The sequence below is a fragment of the Propionivibrio sp. genome, from assembly GCF_029255185.1.
In the GTDB taxonomy this organism is placed as follows: Bacteria; Pseudomonadota; Gammaproteobacteria; order Burkholderiales; family Rhodocyclaceae; genus Propionivibrio.
Window position 1 is genome coordinate 1 of the sequence record NZ_JAPUVO010000043.1, and the last position, 18,634, is coordinate 18,634.

General features: G+C 59.8%; 17 protein-coding genes. 6 read left to right on the forward strand and 11 right to left on the reverse strand.

The window, feature by feature from the left end; translation table 11 throughout:
• Nucleotides 1–313, reverse strand: a 313-nt coding sequence (locus Q1J43_RS00875; RefSeq protein ID WP_301100400.1) for a hypothetical protein, incomplete at its 3' end; no start/stop codon positions are given.
• A 507-nt stretch (nt 314–820) separates the two neighbouring features.
• Between Q1J43_RS00875 and Q1J43_RS00880 the strand changes: the two genes are divergently transcribed.
• The gene (locus Q1J43_RS00880; protein ID WP_301100401.1) at nt 821–2,302 is read left to right on the forward strand and encodes a wax ester/triacylglycerol synthase family O-acyltransferase; all 1,482 of its coding nucleotides are present in this window, start codon (nt 821–823) and stop codon (nt 2,300–2,302) included.
• 126 nt (nt 2,303–2,428) lie between these two features.
• On the forward strand, nt 2,429–2,962 hold the full coding sequence (locus tag Q1J43_RS00885) for a hypothetical protein (protein ID WP_301100402.1): 534 nt from the start codon (nt 2,429–2,431) through the stop codon (nt 2,960–2,962).
• A 22-nt stretch (nt 2,963–2,984) separates the two neighbouring features.
• Here Q1J43_RS00885 and Q1J43_RS00890 read toward each other — a convergent pair whose 3' ends face one another.
• The 6 genes from Q1J43_RS00890 to Q1J43_RS00915 all read right to left on the reverse strand — a co-directional run bounded on the left by Q1J43_RS00890 (nt 2,985) and on the right by Q1J43_RS00915 (nt 7,238).
• Nucleotides 2,985–3,758: a hypothetical protein gene (locus Q1J43_RS00890; RefSeq protein ID WP_301100403.1), complete on the reverse strand. Its 774-nt coding sequence runs from the start codon at nt 3,756–3,758 to the stop codon at nt 2,985–2,987.
• A gap of 34 nt (nt 3,759–3,792) precedes the next feature.
• Nucleotides 3,793–4,440, reverse strand: coding sequence for a TetR/AcrR family transcriptional regulator (locus Q1J43_RS00895; RefSeq protein WP_301100404.1), 648 nt, complete (start codon nt 4,438–4,440; stop codon nt 3,793–3,795).
• A gap of 65 nt (nt 4,441–4,505) precedes the next feature.
• Nucleotides 4,506–4,784: a polyhydroxyalkanoic acid system family protein gene (locus tag Q1J43_RS00900; RefSeq protein ID WP_301100405.1), complete on the reverse strand. Its 279-nt coding sequence runs from the start codon at nt 4,782–4,784 to the stop codon at nt 4,506–4,508.
• Nucleotides 4,781–5,668 carry a ribosome small subunit-dependent GTPase A gene (rsgA, locus tag Q1J43_RS00905; protein ID WP_301100406.1) on the reverse strand — a complete coding sequence of 296 codons (888 nt, stop codon included), beginning with the start codon at nt 5,666–5,668 and terminating at the stop codon, nt 4,781–4,783. Before rsgA ends, Q1J43_RS00900 begins: the two co-directional genes overlap by 4 nt.
• Nucleotides 5,665–6,000, reverse strand: a complete 336-nt coding sequence (locus Q1J43_RS00910; protein ID WP_301100407.1) for a 4a-hydroxytetrahydrobiopterin dehydratase — start codon at nt 5,998–6,000, stop codon at nt 5,665–5,667. Before Q1J43_RS00910 ends, rsgA begins: the two co-directional genes overlap by 4 nt.
• Nucleotides 6,000–7,238, reverse strand: a complete 1,239-nt coding sequence (locus tag Q1J43_RS00915) for a M48 family metallopeptidase (RefSeq protein WP_301100408.1) — start codon at nt 7,236–7,238, stop codon at nt 6,000–6,002. Before Q1J43_RS00915 ends, Q1J43_RS00910 begins: the two co-directional genes overlap by 1 nt.
• 52 nt (nt 7,239–7,290) lie before the next feature.
• Here Q1J43_RS00915 and orn point away from each other — a divergent pair, with 52 nt between their 5' ends.
• A complete protein-coding gene (gene orn / locus Q1J43_RS00920) occupies nt 7,291–7,836 on the forward strand; it encodes an oligoribonuclease (protein ID WP_301100409.1) in 546 nt (181 codons plus the stop codon).
• A 42-nt stretch (nt 7,837–7,878) separates the two neighbouring features.
• On the opposite strand, the gene Q1J43_RS00925 is transcribed toward orn, so the two are convergent.
• The 4 genes from Q1J43_RS00925 to trxA form a co-directional block, all read right to left on the reverse strand.
• Nucleotides 7,879–9,513 carry a glycosyltransferase family 39 protein gene (locus tag Q1J43_RS00925; protein WP_301100410.1) on the reverse strand — a complete coding sequence of 545 codons (1,635 nt, stop codon included), beginning with the start codon at nt 9,511–9,513 and terminating at the stop codon, nt 7,879–7,881.
• 96 nt (nt 9,514–9,609) lie between these two features.
• Complete coding sequence (gene rpmE, locus Q1J43_RS00930; protein WP_301100411.1) at nt 9,610–9,825, reverse strand: 50S ribosomal protein L31; 216 nt, start codon at nt 9,823–9,825, stop codon at nt 9,610–9,612.
• A gap of 130 nt (nt 9,826–9,955) precedes the next feature.
• Nucleotides 9,956–11,212 (reverse strand): transcription termination factor Rho, encoded by a 1,257-nt coding sequence (gene rho, locus Q1J43_RS00935; RefSeq protein WP_301100412.1) that lies wholly within the window; start codon nt 11,210–11,212, stop codon nt 9,956–9,958.
• 205 nt (nt 11,213–11,417) lie between these two features.
• A complete protein-coding gene (gene trxA / locus Q1J43_RS00940) occupies nt 11,418–11,744 on the reverse strand; it encodes a thioredoxin TrxA (protein WP_301100413.1) in 327 nt (108 codons plus the stop codon).
• 152 nt (nt 11,745–11,896) lie between these two features.
• Between trxA and fdxA the strand changes: the two genes are divergently transcribed.
• The 3 genes from fdxA to Q1J43_RS00955 are packed head-to-tail and all read left to right on the forward strand — an operon-like array spanning nt 11,897 to nt 18,335.
• Nucleotides 11,897–12,220, forward strand: a complete 324-nt coding sequence (fdxA, locus tag Q1J43_RS00945; RefSeq protein ID WP_301100414.1) for a ferredoxin FdxA — start codon at nt 11,897–11,899, stop codon at nt 12,218–12,220.
• A gap of 21 nt (nt 12,221–12,241) precedes the next feature.
• Nucleotides 12,242–15,040 (forward strand): PD-(D/E)XK nuclease family protein, encoded by a 2,799-nt coding sequence (locus Q1J43_RS00950; RefSeq protein ID WP_301100415.1) that lies wholly within the window; start codon nt 12,242–12,244, stop codon nt 15,038–15,040.
• Nucleotides 15,033–18,335, forward strand: coding sequence for a UvrD-helicase domain-containing protein (locus tag Q1J43_RS00955; protein WP_301100416.1), 3,303 nt, complete (start codon nt 15,033–15,035; stop codon nt 18,333–18,335). The genes Q1J43_RS00950 and Q1J43_RS00955 overlap by 8 nt, the downstream gene beginning before the upstream one ends.
• Nucleotides 18,336–18,634: the final 299 nt, after the last annotated feature.

Sequence of the window (18,634 nt, forward strand, 5' to 3'; positions counted from 1 at the left end):
CGAAAACCCAGACGTCGCCTTGGCGGGTGAAGAGGACGCTGTTGCGGTCGATGCTTTTGACGCTGCCGTCAAGAGCGTCCAGGTTGAACTTGAGCGGCGCCCAGCGGGCGTTGATCTGCCAGTGGTTGAAGACGTAGTCGCGGAGCACGCGTACCGGGCCGGCGAGGGTTTGGATGCGGAATTCTTCGACTTCGTCTCGGTAGTCGCCGTTGGGGAGGGCGACTTCGGCTTGGGCGGGAGGGGCGAATAGGGTGGTGAGGGCGGTAAGACATATGCCGCTTAGCAGGGTGTGGAGGCGCAATTTAGTCTTCATTCTTTGTGGCTCCGGCTCTTACCTGAGGTGTGACAATTGTTATTTTCGTTCCAGACACGCGACCGGCAGGGCAATGCGATGACGCACTCAAGTTCCGTGCCAGAATTAAATTCCTTGGAAACAGTGGGTGTTGAGTGCGTGACTGCACAATGCTAACAGCCAACAACCTACAGTTAGCGTCACTTTTTGGCGAAATTTGTCACATCGGAGCGTTGGTAGCCATGCCAGATCAGGAGGTATTTTAAGCGCTCTCCCCAATGGCGCTACCTTAATCCCTAAGCATCGCCGAAAAATCCCTCCGCCCATCGCAAGCGACCGTCACACCGGTGCAAGCGACCGAAGGAAGTGCAGAGCCCGGTATTCAGATTTTTCTGACTTTGTGGCGCAACGGCCCATGCGGGCGTGGCGTGGGTGTGCGCTTTGATGCGCTTTCCCGCGCCTCGCTGGCGACTTTCGATCCCGCTTCTTGCTATCATGTGAGACTCCCTTTTGCCCGGAGCATCAGCGATGACATCCCGCGAGCGTGCGCGTGAACGCATGGCCAGCGTCGATACGGCGTGGTTGCGTATGGATCGCCCCAGCAACCTGATGCAAATCATTGGCGTGATGATTTTTGAGGGGCGTCTGGATGTGGAGCGCCTGAAGCGTACCGTGATCAAGCGCTTGTTGCGCTACCCACGTTTCCATCAAATCGCCGAACAGAACGCTGATGGCGCATGGTGGGTCGATGACGACAATTTCGACATTGATGCGCACATTCGGCATTCGCTCCTGCCTTCTCCGTGCGGCAAGCGTGAACTTGAGAAGTTCGTCGCCGAAATGGCCAGTGAGCCACTTAATCCTTCGCGGCCACGCTGGGAGTACCACCTCGTCGACACTGCCGAGGGGAACTCCGCACTGGTTGTACGCATTCATCATGCCATTGCCGATGGCATCGCTCTGGTTGGCGTTATGAATTCGTTGACCGACGAGCATGCCGATGTTCCCGAAGACGGCGGACAGGAAACGCCAGCACGATCTGATCCTGATGTCGGTGAAACAATGGATAAGGATGACGCAGATCTCTGGAGCATCCTGGCCGAGCCGATTTCAGACCTGGCACTCGCTTCGATTCGTATTGGCGGCAATCTGTGGGGGCAATACCAGGGACTGCGCAACGACCCGGGTACGCTCCGCGACTATGCCAGCGTGGCTGGCGCCATGCTCAATGAAGTCGGGAAGCTGGCACTGATGGCCAATGACAGCGAAACCCGCTTGAAGGGCAAACCCGGCACCGTCAAGCGTGTCGCGTGGTCTGAACCGATTCCTCTGGAGCGGGTAAAGGCGGTTGGCCGGGTTCTCGGCTGTTCCGTCAACGACATGCTGCTCTGCGCAGTGGCCGGGGCTCTGCGCGGCTACCTGTGGGATAAAGGCGAAGTAACAACAAACACCGAAATACGGGCCATGATTCCGGTAAATCTGCGTACTTCCGACAGCGAGGAGAGCCTGGGCAACCATTTTGGCCTGGTTGCCCTCGAATTGCCGATCGGTATCGAGAATCCGCTGGAACGCCTGTACGCCACGCGTACGCGGATGGCGGCGCTCAAGGGGTCTTATCAGGCCGCAGTGACTTACGGTATTCTGGGTTTGGTAGGAATGGCGCCCAAGTTCCTCCAGCAACAGGTGCTCGACCTGCTGGCCAGTAAAGCGACTGCGGTGATGACCAATGTCCCCGGGCCGCAACAGGCACGCTACATGGCCGGGGTCAAACTCAGGCAGCAGATGTTCTGGGTGCCGCAGTCGGGCAGCATCGGCATCGGCGTCAGCATTCTTTCCTACAACGGTCAGGTGCAGTTCGGCTTGATTGTCGATAAAAACATGGTTGACGATCCCGAACGTATCGTCGAGCGCTTTGCGCTTGAGTTTGAACAGCTGCTTTGGCTGGTGCTGATCGAGCCCTGGGAGCGACTTGCTGATCCGGTCGCGGTTGAAAAAGCGCTGCTGGAATAAATAATCCTGATTTTTTCAGCAAGTTAGTCGGGATTGCTAAAGTATTACCTTTGGTATACGTTATACGTGGTGTGGTCGTGCATTTGAGCCTCAACGTGTAGCCGACGGAAAGCCAAAGGAAATGTCGTGAAACTTCAGAGCGAAGAGACTGAAGCTGCCGAAGAAACACCAGCCAGCGAACCGAAACTCACGATCGTCGTTGTTCTTGCCTTGCTGCTCGGTGTTCTGCTGACGATAATTGTAGTGGGCGCTTTTATTTATTATCAACAAAGCACCATGCTGGAAGCTGAAGTGTTTGCGCTAAGAGATGAGTTGAAGGCAAAGACCATTGCGCTTGATGAAGTGCAGGAGCAAAATGCCGCCCTCTCCAGGCACGTCAAGGTGTTGAAGGGCTACGCAATCGCCCGCTCCGTCGTCGCGAGTGAAGCAGCCGGCAAAACGGAAAGCACTGCTCCAGTGGTGAAGCCTGTGGAAAGCGGGGCGAATTTTCCGGAGACAAAACCTCACTCACCAGAAGCGCTAACCTTGCCCAAGGCGAAAAAGACAAAACCGGAAACTCAGGACTGCGAACTGGTAGGCAAATCGCCCGAGGCGCAGGCCGCAACCCTTCGGCGTTGCGTCGGCCTGCTCGACCCGTCCAGAACCAAGCGGCGCAAATAGTCCGGGCAAACAGCGCAGCGCTTCAGTCCTCCAGTTCGTTTCTGGCCGTTTCGATGTCGAGCCATTCCATGGCGTCTGCCGCCGTGCAGGCGGCTGCCTCTTGGTAGTAGCGCTCGGCATCCTTGATTCTGGCGTTGCCGAACATCATGGCCAGGCCATTGGCAAACTCAACCCTGGCGATTGCCGAGTCCGGGTTTAGTTTGAGTGCAGTTTCAAAATGCTCGACCCCGGTCGTTTTCTTTGCCCCGTAGGTGAGGCCACCGACCAATGCCCCCACCTTGTCGATTACTTCGGCGTGGTAAGCGCCGAGCGCGATATGCGCATCGGCATGTTTCGGTTCAAGCGTTAGCGCCTGCGTCAGGCTGTTCTTGATCTTGTTTCCCAGGCCCTGAGTCAGCGCCTTGAGCACCGAAATGCGCTGACTGTAACGACCAAGCGCATAGGCGTGGAGGTACCAGGCGTTGGCGTACTGTGGCATCACCCGCTGCTGTTCTTCGCAACGTTGCGCGGCGTCAAGCAACAGTGTGAGCAGTCGCTCTTCATCCGTCTCAAGGTAACTGGCATAGACGATCGCCGCCTTGTTGGCCGCGGCATGACCGGCCATGCCGCAGGCAAGTCCGAGTGCGACCGCCTTGCCGAAGTCGCCAGCATGGTAACTGCGCCAGGCGGCCTGAACTTTGGCATTGTCGGGGAAGGGCTCGCAGTCACCGCAGTGCAGGCGGGCCCAGTTTTTCTGAAGTGCGGCGCCAGGATATGCAAATGCCTTGTCAGGATTGGGAAATTTTTTCCAGGTCATGACTTTCTCCAGAGTGGGTGATGCCAAGCTCGCGTTAGCGCTTCAGATATTCGACGGAGAGTTTCTCAAGCAGCGCACGGGCCTCACCCACCAGGAAGGGCGAGACCATGGCCATGACCTGATAAACGCCCCGCCCGATCCGCTCGTTCTCCATCCTGCCGCGCGGATCGCGAACGTACTCGAAGGATAACCAGTAGGTGGCGATTACCGCCATATTGGTGCTCAGGGTGCGCAATTCGTTGTTCGATGCACGCATGGCGCCGGCCAAGACCAGCCCTTCGCAGAGCAGGGTTGCGGTCAATATTTTGTGGGCAATGATCTGCTTGAAATGAATTTCGAGCGTGCGATTGCGTGTCAACAGATCGTTCAGGTCGCGGTAGAAGAAGCGGAACTTCCAGATGTGTTCGAACAAGAGGTGCAGAAACAACCAGATGTCGTCGACATTGGCCTGTCGATTAGTCGGAACGGAGAGTATTTCTTCAATCTCGCGTTCGAATCCGGCGAATATGGCCTCGACGATTTCGTCTTTATTGTGGAAGTGGTAGTACAGGTTTCCCGGGCTGATATTCAGGTCGTCGGCGATGATGGTCGTCGTGACATTGGGTTCGCCAAACTCATTGAACAGCCGCAGGCTGGCTTCAAGGATGCGCTCGCGTGTTCGTCGCTTCGGTTTGAGATCCATAAGCCTGCCCGTCGACTCGGTGATTGCCTTTTTGTGCTGAGCATAACAGCGCTAGCCAGCGTAACTCAGACCTGAAAATTCTCATCAAAGAACTTGTGAACCTCGCGCTCGATGCTTGGCTTGAGCATGGAGAGTAATAAACTGAGACGGATGCAGAGGGCGATGTCTTCGCTGTCCAGCGTCAGTTCGCCGGACACGCCAGGTCGCTTGAAGTGCATGACCTCGCCATCCCAGAAATAGTTCAGATCAAACGCTTGCTTAAGCTCTGAGGCCATATTTTCGGCTGCGGCGCGGGCGTCGGCAGGGGATTTGCCGTGTTTACGACGGATGGTGATGTCGCTCATGACTGTTTTCCTGTAGGAACGCCAAGTTCGGCGAAAAGAGAACGAAAAGCGGCATAACGGCGCGGGTCGATAACGCCATGCTGAGCGGCATAATGTATCGCACAATCCGGCTCACGGTCATGGCGACAGTTGCGGAAACGGCATTGGCCGAGCAGTGGCCTGAACTCCAGAAATCCATGCTCGATCGCATTGGGCGACAGGTGGCGCAGGCCAAACTCCTGCAGACCCGGCGAGTCGATCAGTGCCGAACTGCTGTCGAGCCGGTAGAGCGTCGCATGGGTCGTGGTGTGTTTTCCGGAGTCGAGTGCTGCAGAAATCTCGCGCGTTGGCGCGTTGGCCTCAGGCATCAAGGCATTGGTCAGCGTTGACTTGCCCATGCCCGACTGGCCGACGAGAACGCTGGTGTGCCCGGATAAATAAGGGAGCAGTTCCTGCACGCCAGCGTGTGCAGAAAGCCTGAGCAGCGGGTAGCCGAGTTTTTCAAACGGCGCCAGTGTCGGAACGGTCCGTGCAACGCGCTCGCTCAGGTCGCACTTGTTGAGAATGATCAGCACCTGCATGTCCTGGCTTTCCGCGGCAACAATGCAGCGGGTGATCAGTTCATCGGAAAACGAAGGCTCGGTGGCAACGACAACGATGATTTGCGTCACATTGGCGGCGATCAGTTTTTGTTTGAATTCATTCGAACGATAGAGCAGGGTGTGGCGTGGTGCAATTGAGTCAACCACTCCCTGGGCATCCCCGCTGCGCTGTATGCTGACTTGGTCGCCACAGGCCAGTTCGCTTTTTTTCCCGCGCGGAAAGCACAGCAGGATCTCGCCCGTCGACAGCTCAACTCGATATTGCCGGCCATGCGCAGCGACGATGGTGCCGGCGAGTTTCAAATTATCGACAGCGCCGAAATTTTTGCGGCACAGATGAAATCGTTGCGTGACAAGCCGCCAACGTCATGTGTGCAGTAGGCGACCTGCACCCGGCTGTAGCCGACTTCCAGATCGGGGTGGTGATTCTCGCGTTCGGCCAGGCAGGCGACGGTATTGACGAAGAGCATCGTGCTCTTGAAATCAGCGAAACGAAACTCCCTGAGCAGGCGTTCGCCATCGATTTTCCAGCCTTCAAGGCGTTCGAGCAGGGCCTGTGCCTGCACCGTGTCGAGCCGGTGTTCAGCGCCGCGCAGAGGGCGGCAATGTTCTTCGCTAAGCTGTGCCATAGTCATCAATGTCCGTTCAGGCGCGCAATGCGCAGTGCTGCGGGTGGATGCGAATCGTAAAACAGCGAATGCAGTGGGTCGGGGGTCAATGTTGCGGCATTATCCTCGTAGAGTTTGACCAGCGCCTTGACCAGATCGTCAGCGGAGGCGTGCTCGGCGGCGTAGCGGTCGGCTTCGAACTCATGACGGCGCGAGAGCAGGCTGGATAGTGGCGTCAGCAGGAAGGTAAAGACCGGCGCCACCAGGGAAAAAAGAATCAGCGCCAGCGCGGTGTTGTGCGCCTGCACGCCTAAACCGTTAAAGAACCAGTCGGCGTTCAGCATCTGGCCGAGAGCGGCGAGAAAAACCAATGACATGGAAAAGAGCAAGGCGATGCGCTTGATCACATGGCGGTGCTTGAAGTGACCGAGTTCGTGGGCCAGCACGGCTTCTACCTCAACCGCTTGCAGGCGGCTGAGCAAGGTGTCGAAAAAAACGATGCGCTTGGTTTTGCCAAAGCCGGTGAAGTAGGCGTTACCGTGACTGGAACGTTTCGAGCCGTCCATCACGAACAGCCCACCAGTGGCAAAGCCGCAACGCTCCAGCAGCCCTTCAATACGGGCCTTGAGCGGCGCGTCATCGAGTGGCGAAAACGTGTTGAAGAGCGGCGCGATCCAGGTCGGGTAAATGAATAGGATCAGCAGATTGAAGACGCACCAGAACAGCCAGACGTACAGCCACCACAGATTTCCCATCTGCGCCATCAGCCACAGAACAGCGAGCAGCACGGGGGTGCCGATGGCGATGCCCAGCGCAGTCTGCTTGACAAGATCAATGACGAATAACTTAATCGTCATACGGTTAAAGCCGAATTTTTCTTCGATAACGAACTGTTTGTACAAGGACAGCGGAAGATCGATGAGGCCCGAGATGAATATCACACTGAAAATAATGACTACGCCATAAGTCATCCCGGCCAGCCTGGCGTTCCAGAAGTCGTGCAACGCTTGCAGTCCTCCGGCGAAGGTGAAGGACAGCAGGACGAGCACTTCGATGGTCAGCGTTATCCGGCCAAAGCGGGTTTGCGCGACGGTGTAGTCAGCCGCTTTCTGGTGCGCCTGCAATTCGAGGCGGCCGGCGAATTGCTCGGGAACTGCCGCGCGATGCGCCAGAACATGCGAAATCTGGCGCCGGGCCAGCCAACAGCGGCAAACGACCATCAGCGCCAGGGCGAGAAGAAAGGCGAGAGAAAAAATATTGGTCATTCGACTGTGAGAAAATGGGCGTTTAGTAAGCTTGTAAGCTCGGACGGATTATATGGCACAGGACGCAAATCACCTCATCTGGCTGGATATGGAAATGACCGGCCTTGATCCCGAGCGCGAGCGCATCATCGAACTGGCGATGATTGTAACCGACAACGATCTCTCGACCATTGCCGAATCACCGGTGTGGGTCGTTCATCAAGCGGATGCCCAGCTTGCAGCGATGGACGAGTGGAACAGGACAACGCATGGTCGTTCCGGTCTGATCGAAAAGGTCAAGGCTTCGACGCTGGATGAGGCGATGGTCGCTGCCGCCGCGCTGGCTTTCATTCAGGAGTACGTGCCCAGGGAAACGAGTCCGATGTGCGGCAATTCGATCGGACAGGATCGTCGCTTCATGGTGCGTTACATGCCGCAACTGGAAGCCTGGTTCCACTATCGCAATCTTGATGTGAGCACACTCAAGGAGTTGTGCCGGCGCTGGAAGCCTGATCTGGCCAAAGGTTTTGTCAAGAAATCCGATCATACGGCGCTGGCCGATATTCGTGAATCCATTGCCGAACTGAAGTATTACCGCGAGCACTTCATCCGATTGTAAGGCGTCAGATACTCAGGGGCGTGTTGCCCCCGTTCCGGTCGCTCAATGGGATTGTTGTGTGCGGCGGTAGAGGCGGAATTGATCGCTTTCGCGGCGATCGCTGGGGCGCCTTCCTTCCCAGACCTTGCGCCATCCGGCCGCCGCAGCGGGCTCGCCTTGGACCAGCAGCCAGTCGCAGGCTTTGCCGGCAGTGTTCCTGAGCGGAACGGTGCGGATTCCGTCGAAGTAATCAAGAGAAGCGAGAATCGAATCGGCCAGATTGGCGTTGGCGATACAGTTCACCTTGGCTGGCAAGGCCCTGGCCAAAGACGCGGAGAGCGGACGGTAGGTCTTGCCGTAATCAATCCAGGGCATCCACAGTGCGGCGATGAGCAGCCAGAACAAAGTCAGGCCGGCCATCCAGTGCATGATGCCGCGCATCGGCGAACGCGGGCTGGTCACAATCAGCCAGAACCAGACAATCGTGACTACGATTGAGAAGAGGCAGGCAAGGAGGCTGAACTGGCCTGCGAAACCCGGTTCCAGGCGCACCACCTGGCGCGCCAGGCGTTCAGGCCAGGCGAAGACCATGGCGCCCCAGACGATCCAGGCGACCGCGGAAAAGAGCGTAAAGGTCATCATGCCGAACCAGTCGAAGGCGTTGGCTGCGCCACGACGCAGGGTGGCAACGCCGGGTACCGCCAGCAGAACCAGTGGTGGCAGGAGCAGCAGGGTTGGCGCGCTGCTCACTTCTACGCTCAGACCAAGAATGAGCAGCACCGAGAGAAAGGTGGCAATCGGCATGGCCAGCGGTTTGCTGCCCAGCGTGCGGCGTTTTGACCATAGCGCCCATGCCGCCAGCGGCAACGCGGGCCAAGCATACCAGAGCAGCAGGTTAAGGTAGCGCAGGACGTTGTACGGCATCTGCACGGTCTTGCTCAAGGCCGCCAGTTCACCCTGAAAAAATCGCGCAAGATAGTGCGGCGAAGTCATTTGCAGGGGGATCAACCAGCTTGCGGATAACACCAAAGCCAGGGCCAGGGCAGCGGCCAGAAGGATCGCGCTGCTTTTCCTGTCCTCGGCCTGGTAAAGGGTTACCACAGTAAGCGGCAACAGCGTCAGCAAGGGTAGCAGCCCGTTGGCGAGAAAACCCACCGCGAGTGCGGCACCAAATATCATAGCGGCATAGTACGGGCGGCGTGCCAGCAGCGTTAGAGCCCAGTAAGCGGCAGCGTGTGCGGTCAGCGCCGCCAGCATCGGCTGGGCTTCGTGTGCGTGAAACAGGAAGCCGATGCTTCCGGCAAGGATCAGCGGCGCGGCGGCGGCGTGATCACGGCCATGGAGTTCGCGTGCGGCGAGCAGAATGAACTCAAGTGCCAGGAGGGTATAGAGGCCGCTGGCCAGGCGCGCGGCATCATGCACCGGCAACAGCCACGAAAAAAGGTGGGCCGTGATCGCCGCTGTCCAGTAATAGAGCGGAGCGTCCGGGTAGGCTTGCCCGGCGAGTTGCGGCGTCAGCCAGTTGCCGCTGCTGACGATGTCGTAGGCGATGCCGATCGAGATCGCGTCGTCATGCTTCCACGGGTCATGGCCGATGAGGCCGGTAAAAATGTAGACGACCAGCAAGACGCCCAGCACCCAGCCGCTGGGCGGCAGGGATATTCCCTTGAAGCGAGGGTGTTCTGGGAGAAATGGCATGACCGGGAGTGTGTTGCAGTATCGATGGATTGGACGAATAAAAAAAGCAGCCCTGCGGCTGCCTTTTTGCTGAGTCCGCGCGAACTCGATGTGAAACTAAGCCGACTTACGCGTCGCGCCGTACTTCCGGTTGAACTTCTCAACGCGGCCTGCGGTGTCGATGATCTTCTGTTTGCCAGTGTAGAACGGATGGCAGGCAGAACACACTTCAACGTGCAGCGCCTTCTTCATCGTTGATTGGGTTTTGAACACGTTGCCACAGGAGCAGGTGACTTCGATTTCTTGGTAGGCTGGATGGATATCGGATTTCATCTTGGAAAGTCCTGTGAGTCCTGTAAATCAAATCTAGCCGGCTCGATGCAAACGGAGCTTGCTTCGGTGACCGACTCCGGAAAACGCGTGATTATCCTTGATTTGTTGTCAATAAGCAATCAAGTGGCGATTAGCGACGCATTGAATCGAAGAATTCACCGTTGTTTTTGGTGGCCTTGATTTTGTCGAGCAGAAATTCCATCGCCTCGAGATCGTCCATGTTGTAAAGCAACTTGCGCAGAACCCACATCTTTTGCAGGACGTCGGGCATCAGCAACAATTCTTCGCGACGGGTGCCGGAGCGATTGACGTTGATCGCCGGGTACACACGCTTCTCGGCCATGCGCCGGTCGAGGTGGATTTCCAGGTTGCCGGTGCCCTTGAATTCTTCGTAGATCACATCGTCCATGCGGCTGCCGGTGTCAATCAGGGCGGTGGCGATGATGGTCAGCGAGCCGCCTTCCTCAATGTTGCGCGCCGCACCGAAGAAGCGCTTCGGTTTCTGCAGGGCGTTGGCGTCGACACCCCCGGTCAGAACCTTTCCGGAGGCCGGTTGCACCGTGTTGTAGGCACGTGCCAGGCGGGTGATCGAGTCGAGCAGGATGACGACATCCTTTTTGTGTTCGACCAGACGTTTGGCCTTTTCAATAACCATTTCGGCAACCTGCACGTGGCGGGTGGCAGGCTCGTCGAAGGTCGACGCAACAACTTCGCCCTTCACCGAGCGGGTCATTTCGGTCACTTCTTCCGGGCGTTCGTCGATCAGTAGGACGATGACCTTGACATCCGGGTGATTGGTCGTAATGGCATGGGCGATGTGCTGCATCATTACCGTCTTGCCGCTTTTCGGGCTGGACACCAGCAGGCCGCGCTGGCCTTTGCCGATTGGCGCGATGATGTCGATGATGCGACTGGTGATGTTTTCCTCGCCGCGGATATCGCGTTCGAGTTTCATGTGCTCGGTGGGGTGTAGCGGCGTCAGGTTTTCGAAGAGTATCTTGTTCTTCGACGCTTCGGGTGCTTCGCCGTTGATCCGGTCGACCTTGACCAGTGCGAAGTAGCGCTCGCCCTCCTTCGGCGTACGGATTTCACCTTCAACGGTGTCGCCCGTATGCAGATTGAAGCGGCGAATCTGGCTCGGGCTGACGTAGATATCGTCGGTGCTGGCCAGGTAAGAGGTGTCGGGCGAGCGCAGGAAACCGAAACCGTCCGGCAGGGTTTCCATCGTGCCGTCGCCAAAAATGGTTTCTCCCTTTTTGGCCTGATTCTTGAGCAAGGCGAAGATCAGTTCATGCTTGCGCAGTCGATTGGCGCCCTCGATATCGTTGGTGACAGCCATATCGAGTAGCTGGCTTACATGTAGGGCTTTGAGTTCGGATAGGTGCATGAGCAGATAATAAAAAGGATTGGGGAGTGATGCTTAAGGGCGTTGTCACGAATGACATGCGTACAAGGAGGGTATGGGTATCGCCGGGGGTACTGCTTGGGGCCGGTGACTACGCCTGAAAGTTCTGTGCGGAGTTTGTTTTAGCTGGTTTCAGGCGCCGCACTTCCCACGCACTTCCCGAACTCCCAGGCGGAGGGTATCGATTTTACAGATGGCTGTCAATGAATGCGACAAGTTGCGATTTGGACAGTGCGCCAACCTTGGTGGCTTCGATATTGCCGTTCTTGAACAGCATCAGCGTCGGAATGCCCCGCACGCCGTAGCTGGTGGGCGTCGTCTGGTTGTCGTCGATGTTCAGTTTGGCAACCTTCAGGCGGCCGGCATAGTCTTTGGCGATTTCGTCGAGAATCGGCGCAATCATTTTGCAGGGGCCGCACCACTCGGCCCAGTAATCGACCAGCACGGGTTGTTGCGCTTGCAGAACCTCGGCGGCAAAGTTGTCGTCAGTGACGTAATGGATGTGTTCGCTCATTGGAAAGCCTTTTGGGTAACGAAGATGGGGGAGAGGTGCCTGAAGAAATGAAACTTGGCAGACGCCGGCTATCCTAGCGAAAAAAAACCCACATGGGAAGTGAGCAAGCAAATACGATACGGTTTTTCACATCAACACTGGTAGAAGGAAATATGACTTACGTTGTTACCGAGAACTGTATCAAGTGCAAATACACCGACTGCGTGGATGTGTGCCCGGTCGACTGTTTCCACGAAGGCCCCAACTTTCTGACCATCGATCCGGAGGAGTGCATTGATTGCACGCTTTGCGTCGCCGAGTGTCCGGCGGAAGCGATCTTTGCCGAGGATGACGTGCCGGACAATCAGCGCCGGTTTATCGCGCTCAATGCGGAACTGGCCAAGCTGTGGCCGGTGATCACCGAGCGCCGGGAGCCGCTGGCCGACGCCGATGAGTGGAATGGTACGCCGGACAAGATCGATCAACTCGAGCGCTGATCCGCTGTTCCCGATTTCCCCATGCAGTCCGTGGCCGAAGGGCTGAATTCAACGGCCGTGCCTGCTGGCGAGGGGTTTTTTGACGCGTTGGCTGCAGCCATCTTCGAGCGCTGTTCCGCAGCGGTCGAAGAGGGTGATCTGTCGTCGATGCTGGTTCTCGTTCCCGCCATGCCGCTGGCTGGCGAGTTGCTTTCCGCGCTACGCCGCGCTGCGCCTCGATCGCTGCTTCTGCCGCGCTTCGATACGCTGAGCCACTGGGTTGCGTCGACGCCAATTGCCGCCATTGCGCCGCCACTACCCGACAGTGAGCGACTGGTGCTGCTGCATGAAGCCCTGCGTGAGCGTGGCTGGTTTGACGAGACCGCGCTGTGGGGTATCGCTACGGAAATGGCCGGACTGTTCGACGAACTGACTGCCGCTGCCGTGAGCCTGCCCGTCGACGAAGCCGCACTGGCACTCCAACTGCAACGCGCCTATGCCTTGCGCGCCTGCGCGCCGCTGGCTTTCGAGGCACGTGTCGTACATGAGCTGTGGCGTGCGCTGACCCGCGCCGGGCGGTTAGATTTGCCGGCCACCTACCGGCTTCGCCTGGCGGCCCTGGCCAACCGGAATCGGCAGGCCGGGCCGGGCCATGCTGCGCAGCCGCTGCTGGTGCTGCTCAATGCCGCGCCGGAGGAGTCGCTTAACCCCGCCGAACGCGATTTTCTGCTGTGTTACGGCGCAGTGCAACCGCTCTTGGTGTTCCATCCGGCGCCGCGCGCCGCCTGCACTTCGCCCTTGCTGGCGACGCTTGCCGCAGCCTGGCCGGAGTCAGCCGCCGCGTTTGCTGAACCGCTCTTTACGCGAGCCATGGAACTGCGGCGGCATGAGTCACCTAGCCCCTTGTCCGGCCGCCTGCAACTTGTTGCAGCCGATGGTCGGGAACAGGAGGCGCAGGCGGCCGTGGCGCAAATCGGCGCCTGGCTGGATAGCGGATTGCGTCGTATCGTGCTGATTGCTCAGGACCGTCTGACGGCGCGGCGCGTGCGCGCACTGCTCGAACGCGAGGGGGTGCTGGTCAGCGATGAAACCGGCTGGAAGCTGTCTACCTCGCGCGCCGCAGCGGCCGTCGATGCGCTCATCGAAACGGCAGCCGGTGGCGCTTACTACCGAGATCTGCTCGACCTGTGTAAATCGCCCTGTATTTTTTCCGACTGTGATGACGATGCGCGCAAAGCAGCGGTCTTCATGCTCGAAGCAGCGCTGCGCGCGGCCTCGGTCAAGTCCGGCGTGCCGCGCATGCGGCGCGCTGTGCTTGACTTTGGCGGGCAGCGCGGCGCAAGCCAGACCTTGGCGCTGACCCTGCTCGAGCGCATCGAGACGGCAACGACGCTGCTGCACGCGCGTCCGGCGGCGCTGGCACGCTGGATCGATCGTCTGCACAAGGCGCTGGAGGTGCTCGGCGCAATCGTCCCCCTGAGCCAGGATGCGGCGGGCAAAGTGCTGCTCGATCTGCTCGACGTGCGTCGCGCGGAACTTGCGGCCAACACGGCGTTGTTTTCCTTTGCCGCCTGGCGCGACTGGCTCAATCGTCAGTTTGAAGCAGCCAATTTCCGCGATGGCACGATCAGCAGCACAATCGTCATCACCCCGCTCAGTGCCGTGTGCCTGCGCCGCTTCGAAGCGGCCTTGCTGCTTGGCGGCGATGCGCGCCAACTGACGCTGGCGGCCACCGGTGAATTCTTTAATCAATCGGTGCGACGGGAACTTGGCCTGCGCACCCGCGCCGACGCCGAGCGTGAATTGCGTCGCCATCTTGAATTGCTGCTGGCCACCGTGCCGCGCGTGACTGTCACTTGGCAGTCGATGCAAGATGGCGAAGCCAATCTTCTGGCACCCGAATTCGCGCTGCTCTCGACCCTGCATCAACTGGCCTGGCAGGACGACCTACGGCGGCCGCCCCTGCCGGCACGCGCGGAATCGACTCCGGAAAATGTTACGGCGCCACGCGCAACGGCGTTTGCAGCACCCGTTGCCCTGCCGGCGCTGATCCCGCGTCGCGTCTCGGTGAGCGGCTACGTCAGTCTGGTGGATTGTCCGTATCGCTTCTTCGCCCGCTACGTGCTCGGCCTGGGCGAGATGGACGAGGTTAGCGAGGGTATGGACAAGAGCGACTATGGCGCACTGGTGCACCGCGTTCTCGAGCGCTTTCACGAGCGCCATCCGGTCGTTTCTGAACTGGCCGCAGACGAGGCACTGTCTGCTTTGCAGGATTGCGTTGGGGAAGTCTTCGCGGCTGCCGTCGAAGACAATTTCCTCGCCACTGGCTGGCGCTTGCGCTGGGGAAAGCGGATGACGGCCTACCTTGAATGGCAGCGCAGTGTCGAGGCGCAGGGCTGGCGCTGGGCGCAGGCCGAAACGCGGGTCAGCCGGGTGTTGCCTCTCGACGCCGGGGGCAGCGTCGAGTTGTACGGACGTATCGACCGTATCGATCAAAGCCCGGCAGGCGGCGCCTCACTGCTCGACTACAAGGCGCAGACAGCCAAGGCGATCCGCGATCGGCTAGCGGATGACGTGCAGTTGCCCGCCTATGCGCTGCTGCATGGCAACGCCATACAAGCCGCCTACGTGGCGCTTGATGACGAACGCATTACGGCCGTGGCCGCGGGGAACGCGGTGATCGCGAACGAAAGCCTGATGGACCAGGCACAGGCCCAGGGCCAGCGCCTGGTTGCGGCCTTCAATGCCTTGTGGGCCGGCGCCAGCTTACCCGCGCACGGCGTCGACAGCGTCTGCCAGTGGTGCGAAATGAGCGGCCTATGCCGACGGGATCATGTCTGACGCCCCGCCGTCGGCGCTGATCTTGCGCGCGCTCGATCCGGCGCACAGCGTAGTGGTCGAGGCCTGCGCCGGGAGCGGCAAGACCTGGCTGCTCGCCTCGCGCATCCTGCGTCTGCTGCTGGCCGGCGTCGCGCCTGGTGAGATACTGGCCATCACCTTCACACGCAAGGCCGCGCGCGAGATCGAGGAGCGTGTCGTCGCCTGGCTGCATTTCATGGCCACCGGCAGCGCAGCGCAAGTCAGCGCCTTTCTTGCCGAGCGCGGCGTCGTGGCGGCCAGCACGGATCAACTGCATGCGGCGCGCGGGCTTTACGAGCGTGTTCTGGCGGCGCAGCCGGGGCTGGCGGTCAACACCTTTCACGGCTGGTTCCTGCAACTGGTCGATGCCGCCCCGCTGTCGGCCAATCTGGCCGGGACGATGCTGGTCGACTCCGGTTCGCGGCTGTTTGACGAACTCTGGCAGTCCTTCGCCGCGACGCTGCAGAAAGCGCAAGAGAGCGCAGTCACACAAGGCTTCGTCCGCCTGCTGGCCGAACTCGGGATCGATTCGACGCGCCGCCTGATTCGCCGCGCGCTGGACCGACGCAGCGAGTGGCTGGCGTTCGGCGAGAACGTGCCCGATACGGCGGCCAAGGTCGTCGCCGCGCTGCGCGAGCAACTGGGGGTGAGCGGACCGGGGCAGGCACTGGCTGGTTTCTTCGCCGGCGACTGGTCACCTGAATTTCAGGCCTACCTCGCTTTTCTCGAAGTGAGCGAGCTCAAGGGCGATCAGGAGGCAGCGGCAGGTCTGCGCGCGGCACTGGCCGAAACGGATAGGGCGCGCTGCTTTGCGGGGCTACAGTCGGCGCTGCTGACCAGGGAAAATACGCTGCGCTCAAAAAAACCGGGCAAGACCCTCGACCAACGCTACACGGCGCAAGGTGCGGAGCGCTTCCTTGAACTGCACGAACAACTCGGCGAACAGCTCATTGCTTGCCTGGCAGGGCAGACGGAGGAGCGCATCTACGCCTTCAATCAGGATGTCTGCGCGGTGTTCCAGGCTTTTCTCGCGCACGTGGACGAGTTCAAGCAGGCACGCCGGCAGATCGACTTTGTCGACGCCGAGTGGAACGTGCTCAAACTGCTGCGCGCCGAGGACACCGCCGCTTTCCTGCAGGCCCGTCTGGACGCACGTTACCGCCATGTGTTGCTGGACGAGTTTCAGGACACCAGCCCCCTGCAATGGCAGATCCTGCTGGCCTGGCTGGCGGCCTATTCGGACGCGGCGCGGCCCAGCGTTTTTCTAGTGGGCGATCCCAAACAGTCGATCTATCGCTTCCGCCGCGCCGAGCCTAGGCTGTTTCTGGTGGCTGCCGATTTCCTCGAACGCGACTTCGCCGCCATCCGTTGCGAACTCGATGCCACCCGGCGCAATGCCAATAGCATTGTCGAGGTGGTCAACGCGCTTTTTCTCGAGCGGCCCGAGTTCGTGCCTTTCCGTCCGCAGAATACCCTGGCCGGGGCACTGCCCGGACGGGTCGAGCTGTTGCCGTTGTGCGGCAAGGCGGACGCTGATGAGGGTGCGCCAGCCCGCACCGGACTGCGCGATCCGCTGCACGAAGCCGCTGTCGCGCCGGAAGATTCGCGGCGTTGGCAAGAGGCCGCAGATCTGGCCGAGAAAATTCGTGAAATGGTGGGTGAGTCTGGCGCCGCAGCGGGCAAATGCTGGCAGATCGAAGACAAGGCTGCCGACGGGCGGCCTGTACAACGGCAGTTACGCTATGGCGACATCATGTTGCTGGTGCGTACCCGAACCAACCTGGCGTGTTACGAACGCGCCCTCTCCGCGGTCGGCATTCCCTTTGCGGCCGGCTCGCGCGGCGGCTTGCTGGCGGCGCTGGAAGTGCGCGACATCGTCGCGCTACTCGAGTTTCTGGTGACGCCAATGGCCGACCTCAAGCTGGCCCAGGCCTTGCGCTCCCCCCTGTTTGCCTGTAACGACGACGAGTTGATGCGTCTGGCATCACGTCCGGAAGCCTCCTGGTGGGAGCGTCTGCAAGCCCTGCTTGCCAGTGGTCTGGCCTCGCCCTGTCTGGCGCGTGCGGGGCGCCTGCTTGGCGAGTGGTTAGAGGCGGCCGATCGACTGCCGGCACACGATCTGCTCGACCGTATTTTCCACCAAGGCGAAGTGCTTGCCCGCTACCGGCTGGCCGTTCCCGAAGCCCTCAACGCCAGCGCTGACGCCAACCTGCGCGCGCTGCTACTGTTGGCGCTGGACCTTGACGGCGGCCGCTATCCCAGCCTGCCGCGTTTCATCGACGAATTGCGTGACTTGCGCGAGGCCGATGCCGGCGAAGCGCCGGATGAAGGCGTGATCGAAACGCAGAGCACCGACGCCGGTCGCGTGCGGATTCTCACCATTCACGGCGCCAAGGGCCTTGAGGCGCCCGTCGTCTGGCTGCTCGACGCCAATGCGACGCCGCGCGGACACGAGGCGTGGGACCTGCTGGTCGATTGGCCGCCGCAAGCACCGGCGCCGCAGCATGTCTCGTTTTACGGCCGCAAAGAGGAGCGTGGCACCGCGCGCCAGCCGCTGTTTGACGCCGAGCTTGCTGCCGCCAGGCGCGAGGAACTGAATTTGCTCTACGTAGCAATGACCCGGGCGCGCCAGGTATTCATCGCCAGCGGCATTGAAACGACGCAAGAGCGCGGCGAGACCCCTTACCGTCTACTTGCAGCCGCGCTGGCCAGGCTGGGCAGCGTTCTGGTGCACGGCGACAAGCTGCCGGTATTGGCCACGACGCCTCTGGCGAAATCCCTACCGTTGGTGCAAGCCGGCGGCATGCCCCTGCCGCCGGTCGGCGAGCGTCGTCGCCTGCCGGATGCCGCCGAACGTTTCGGCCTGCTGCTGCACGCCGTGCTCGAACGGCGCACCGGTCGGTTGGCGGACGATGGCTGGTGGATGACAATGGGCTTTGACGATGGCGAATACCAGCGCGCCCTGCCGGTGGCTGAACGCCTACTGGGCGCCGAGCACCTGCAACCTTTTTTCGACCCGGCGCAGTATCGTCGCGCCTGGAACGAAGTCGAGCTGATTACCAGCGCCGGGGTGTTGCACCGCGTCGACCGCCTAGTGGAAATCGACGCCGTCTTCTGGGTGCTCGATTACAAGAGCTCACGCAGCGATAGCGCACGCCTTGACGAATACCGGGCGCAGGTCGCCAACTACTGCCAGGCGGTGGCAGAGGTTTTTCCAGGCAACACGGTGCGCGGCGCGCTGGTTTTCGCCGACGCGTCCCTGCTTGAAGTGGTATGACGGGGGGCGGTAAGGCATACGGCGCTTAACAGGGCGTAGAGGCTGAATTTGGTCTTCATTCTTTGTGACTCCGGCTCTTGAGCCCTCAACAAACCCGAGATATGAGCCTTTCTCTGTGCTTTCTTCTATGGCACTCATTTTAAAAAGAAATCGCGTCTATATGGAATTTCTCCTTAACAATTGTCTCTACTGCGCGAATGATTTGGTCATAATAAAGTCTCTGGGGAAGTTGATTTCGCGGAAGCGAATAGCAGCCCACATGGAGGAAGCGCCGAGTTCAGTGATGCGATAGAGGCGAG

Coding starts and splice junctions, on each gene's coding strand:
- Q1J43_RS00880 (WP_301100401.1), top strand. CDS start 821: ATGACATCCCGCGAGCGTGCGCGTGAACGCATGGCCAGCGTCGATACG.
- Q1J43_RS00890 (WP_301100403.1), bottom strand. CDS start 3,758: ATGACCTGGAAAAAATTTCCCAATCCTGACAAGGCATTTGCATATCCT.
- Q1J43_RS00895 (WP_301100404.1), bottom strand. CDS start 4,440: ATGGATCTCAAACCGAAGCGACGAACACGCGAGCGCATCCTTGAAGCC.
- Q1J43_RS00900 (WP_301100405.1), bottom strand. CDS start 4,784: ATGAGCGACATCACCATCCGTCGTAAACACGGCAAATCCCCTGCCGAC.
- Q1J43_RS00910 (WP_301100407.1), bottom strand. CDS start 6,000: ATGACTATGGCACAGCTTAGCGAAGAACATTGCCGCCCTCTGCGCGGC.
- Q1J43_RS00915 (WP_301100408.1), bottom strand. CDS start 7,238: ATGACCAATATTTTTTCTCTCGCCTTTCTTCTCGCCCTGGCGCTGATG.
- orn (WP_301100409.1), top strand. CDS start 7,291: ATGGCACAGGACGCAAATCACCTCATCTGGCTGGATATGGAAATGACC.
- Q1J43_RS00925 (WP_301100410.1), bottom strand. CDS start 9,513: ATGCCATTTCTCCCAGAACACCCTCGCTTCAAGGGAATATCCCTGCCG.
- rpmE (WP_301100411.1), bottom strand. CDS start 9,825: ATGAAATCCGATATCCATCCAGCCTACCAAGAAATCGAAGTCACCTGC.
- rho (WP_301100412.1), bottom strand. CDS start 11,212: ATGCACCTATCCGAACTCAAAGCCCTACATGTAAGCCAGCTACTCGAT.
- trxA (WP_301100413.1), bottom strand. CDS start 11,744: ATGAGCGAACACATCCATTACGTCACTGACGACAACTTTGCCGCCGAG.
- fdxA (WP_301100414.1), top strand. CDS start 11,897: ATGACTTACGTTGTTACCGAGAACTGTATCAAGTGCAAATACACCGAC.
- Q1J43_RS00950 (WP_301100415.1), top strand. CDS start 12,242: ATGCAGTCCGTGGCCGAAGGGCTGAATTCAACGGCCGTGCCTGCTGGC.
- Q1J43_RS00955 (WP_301100416.1), top strand. CDS start 15,033: ATGTCTGACGCCCCGCCGTCGGCGCTGATCTTGCGCGCGCTCGATCCG.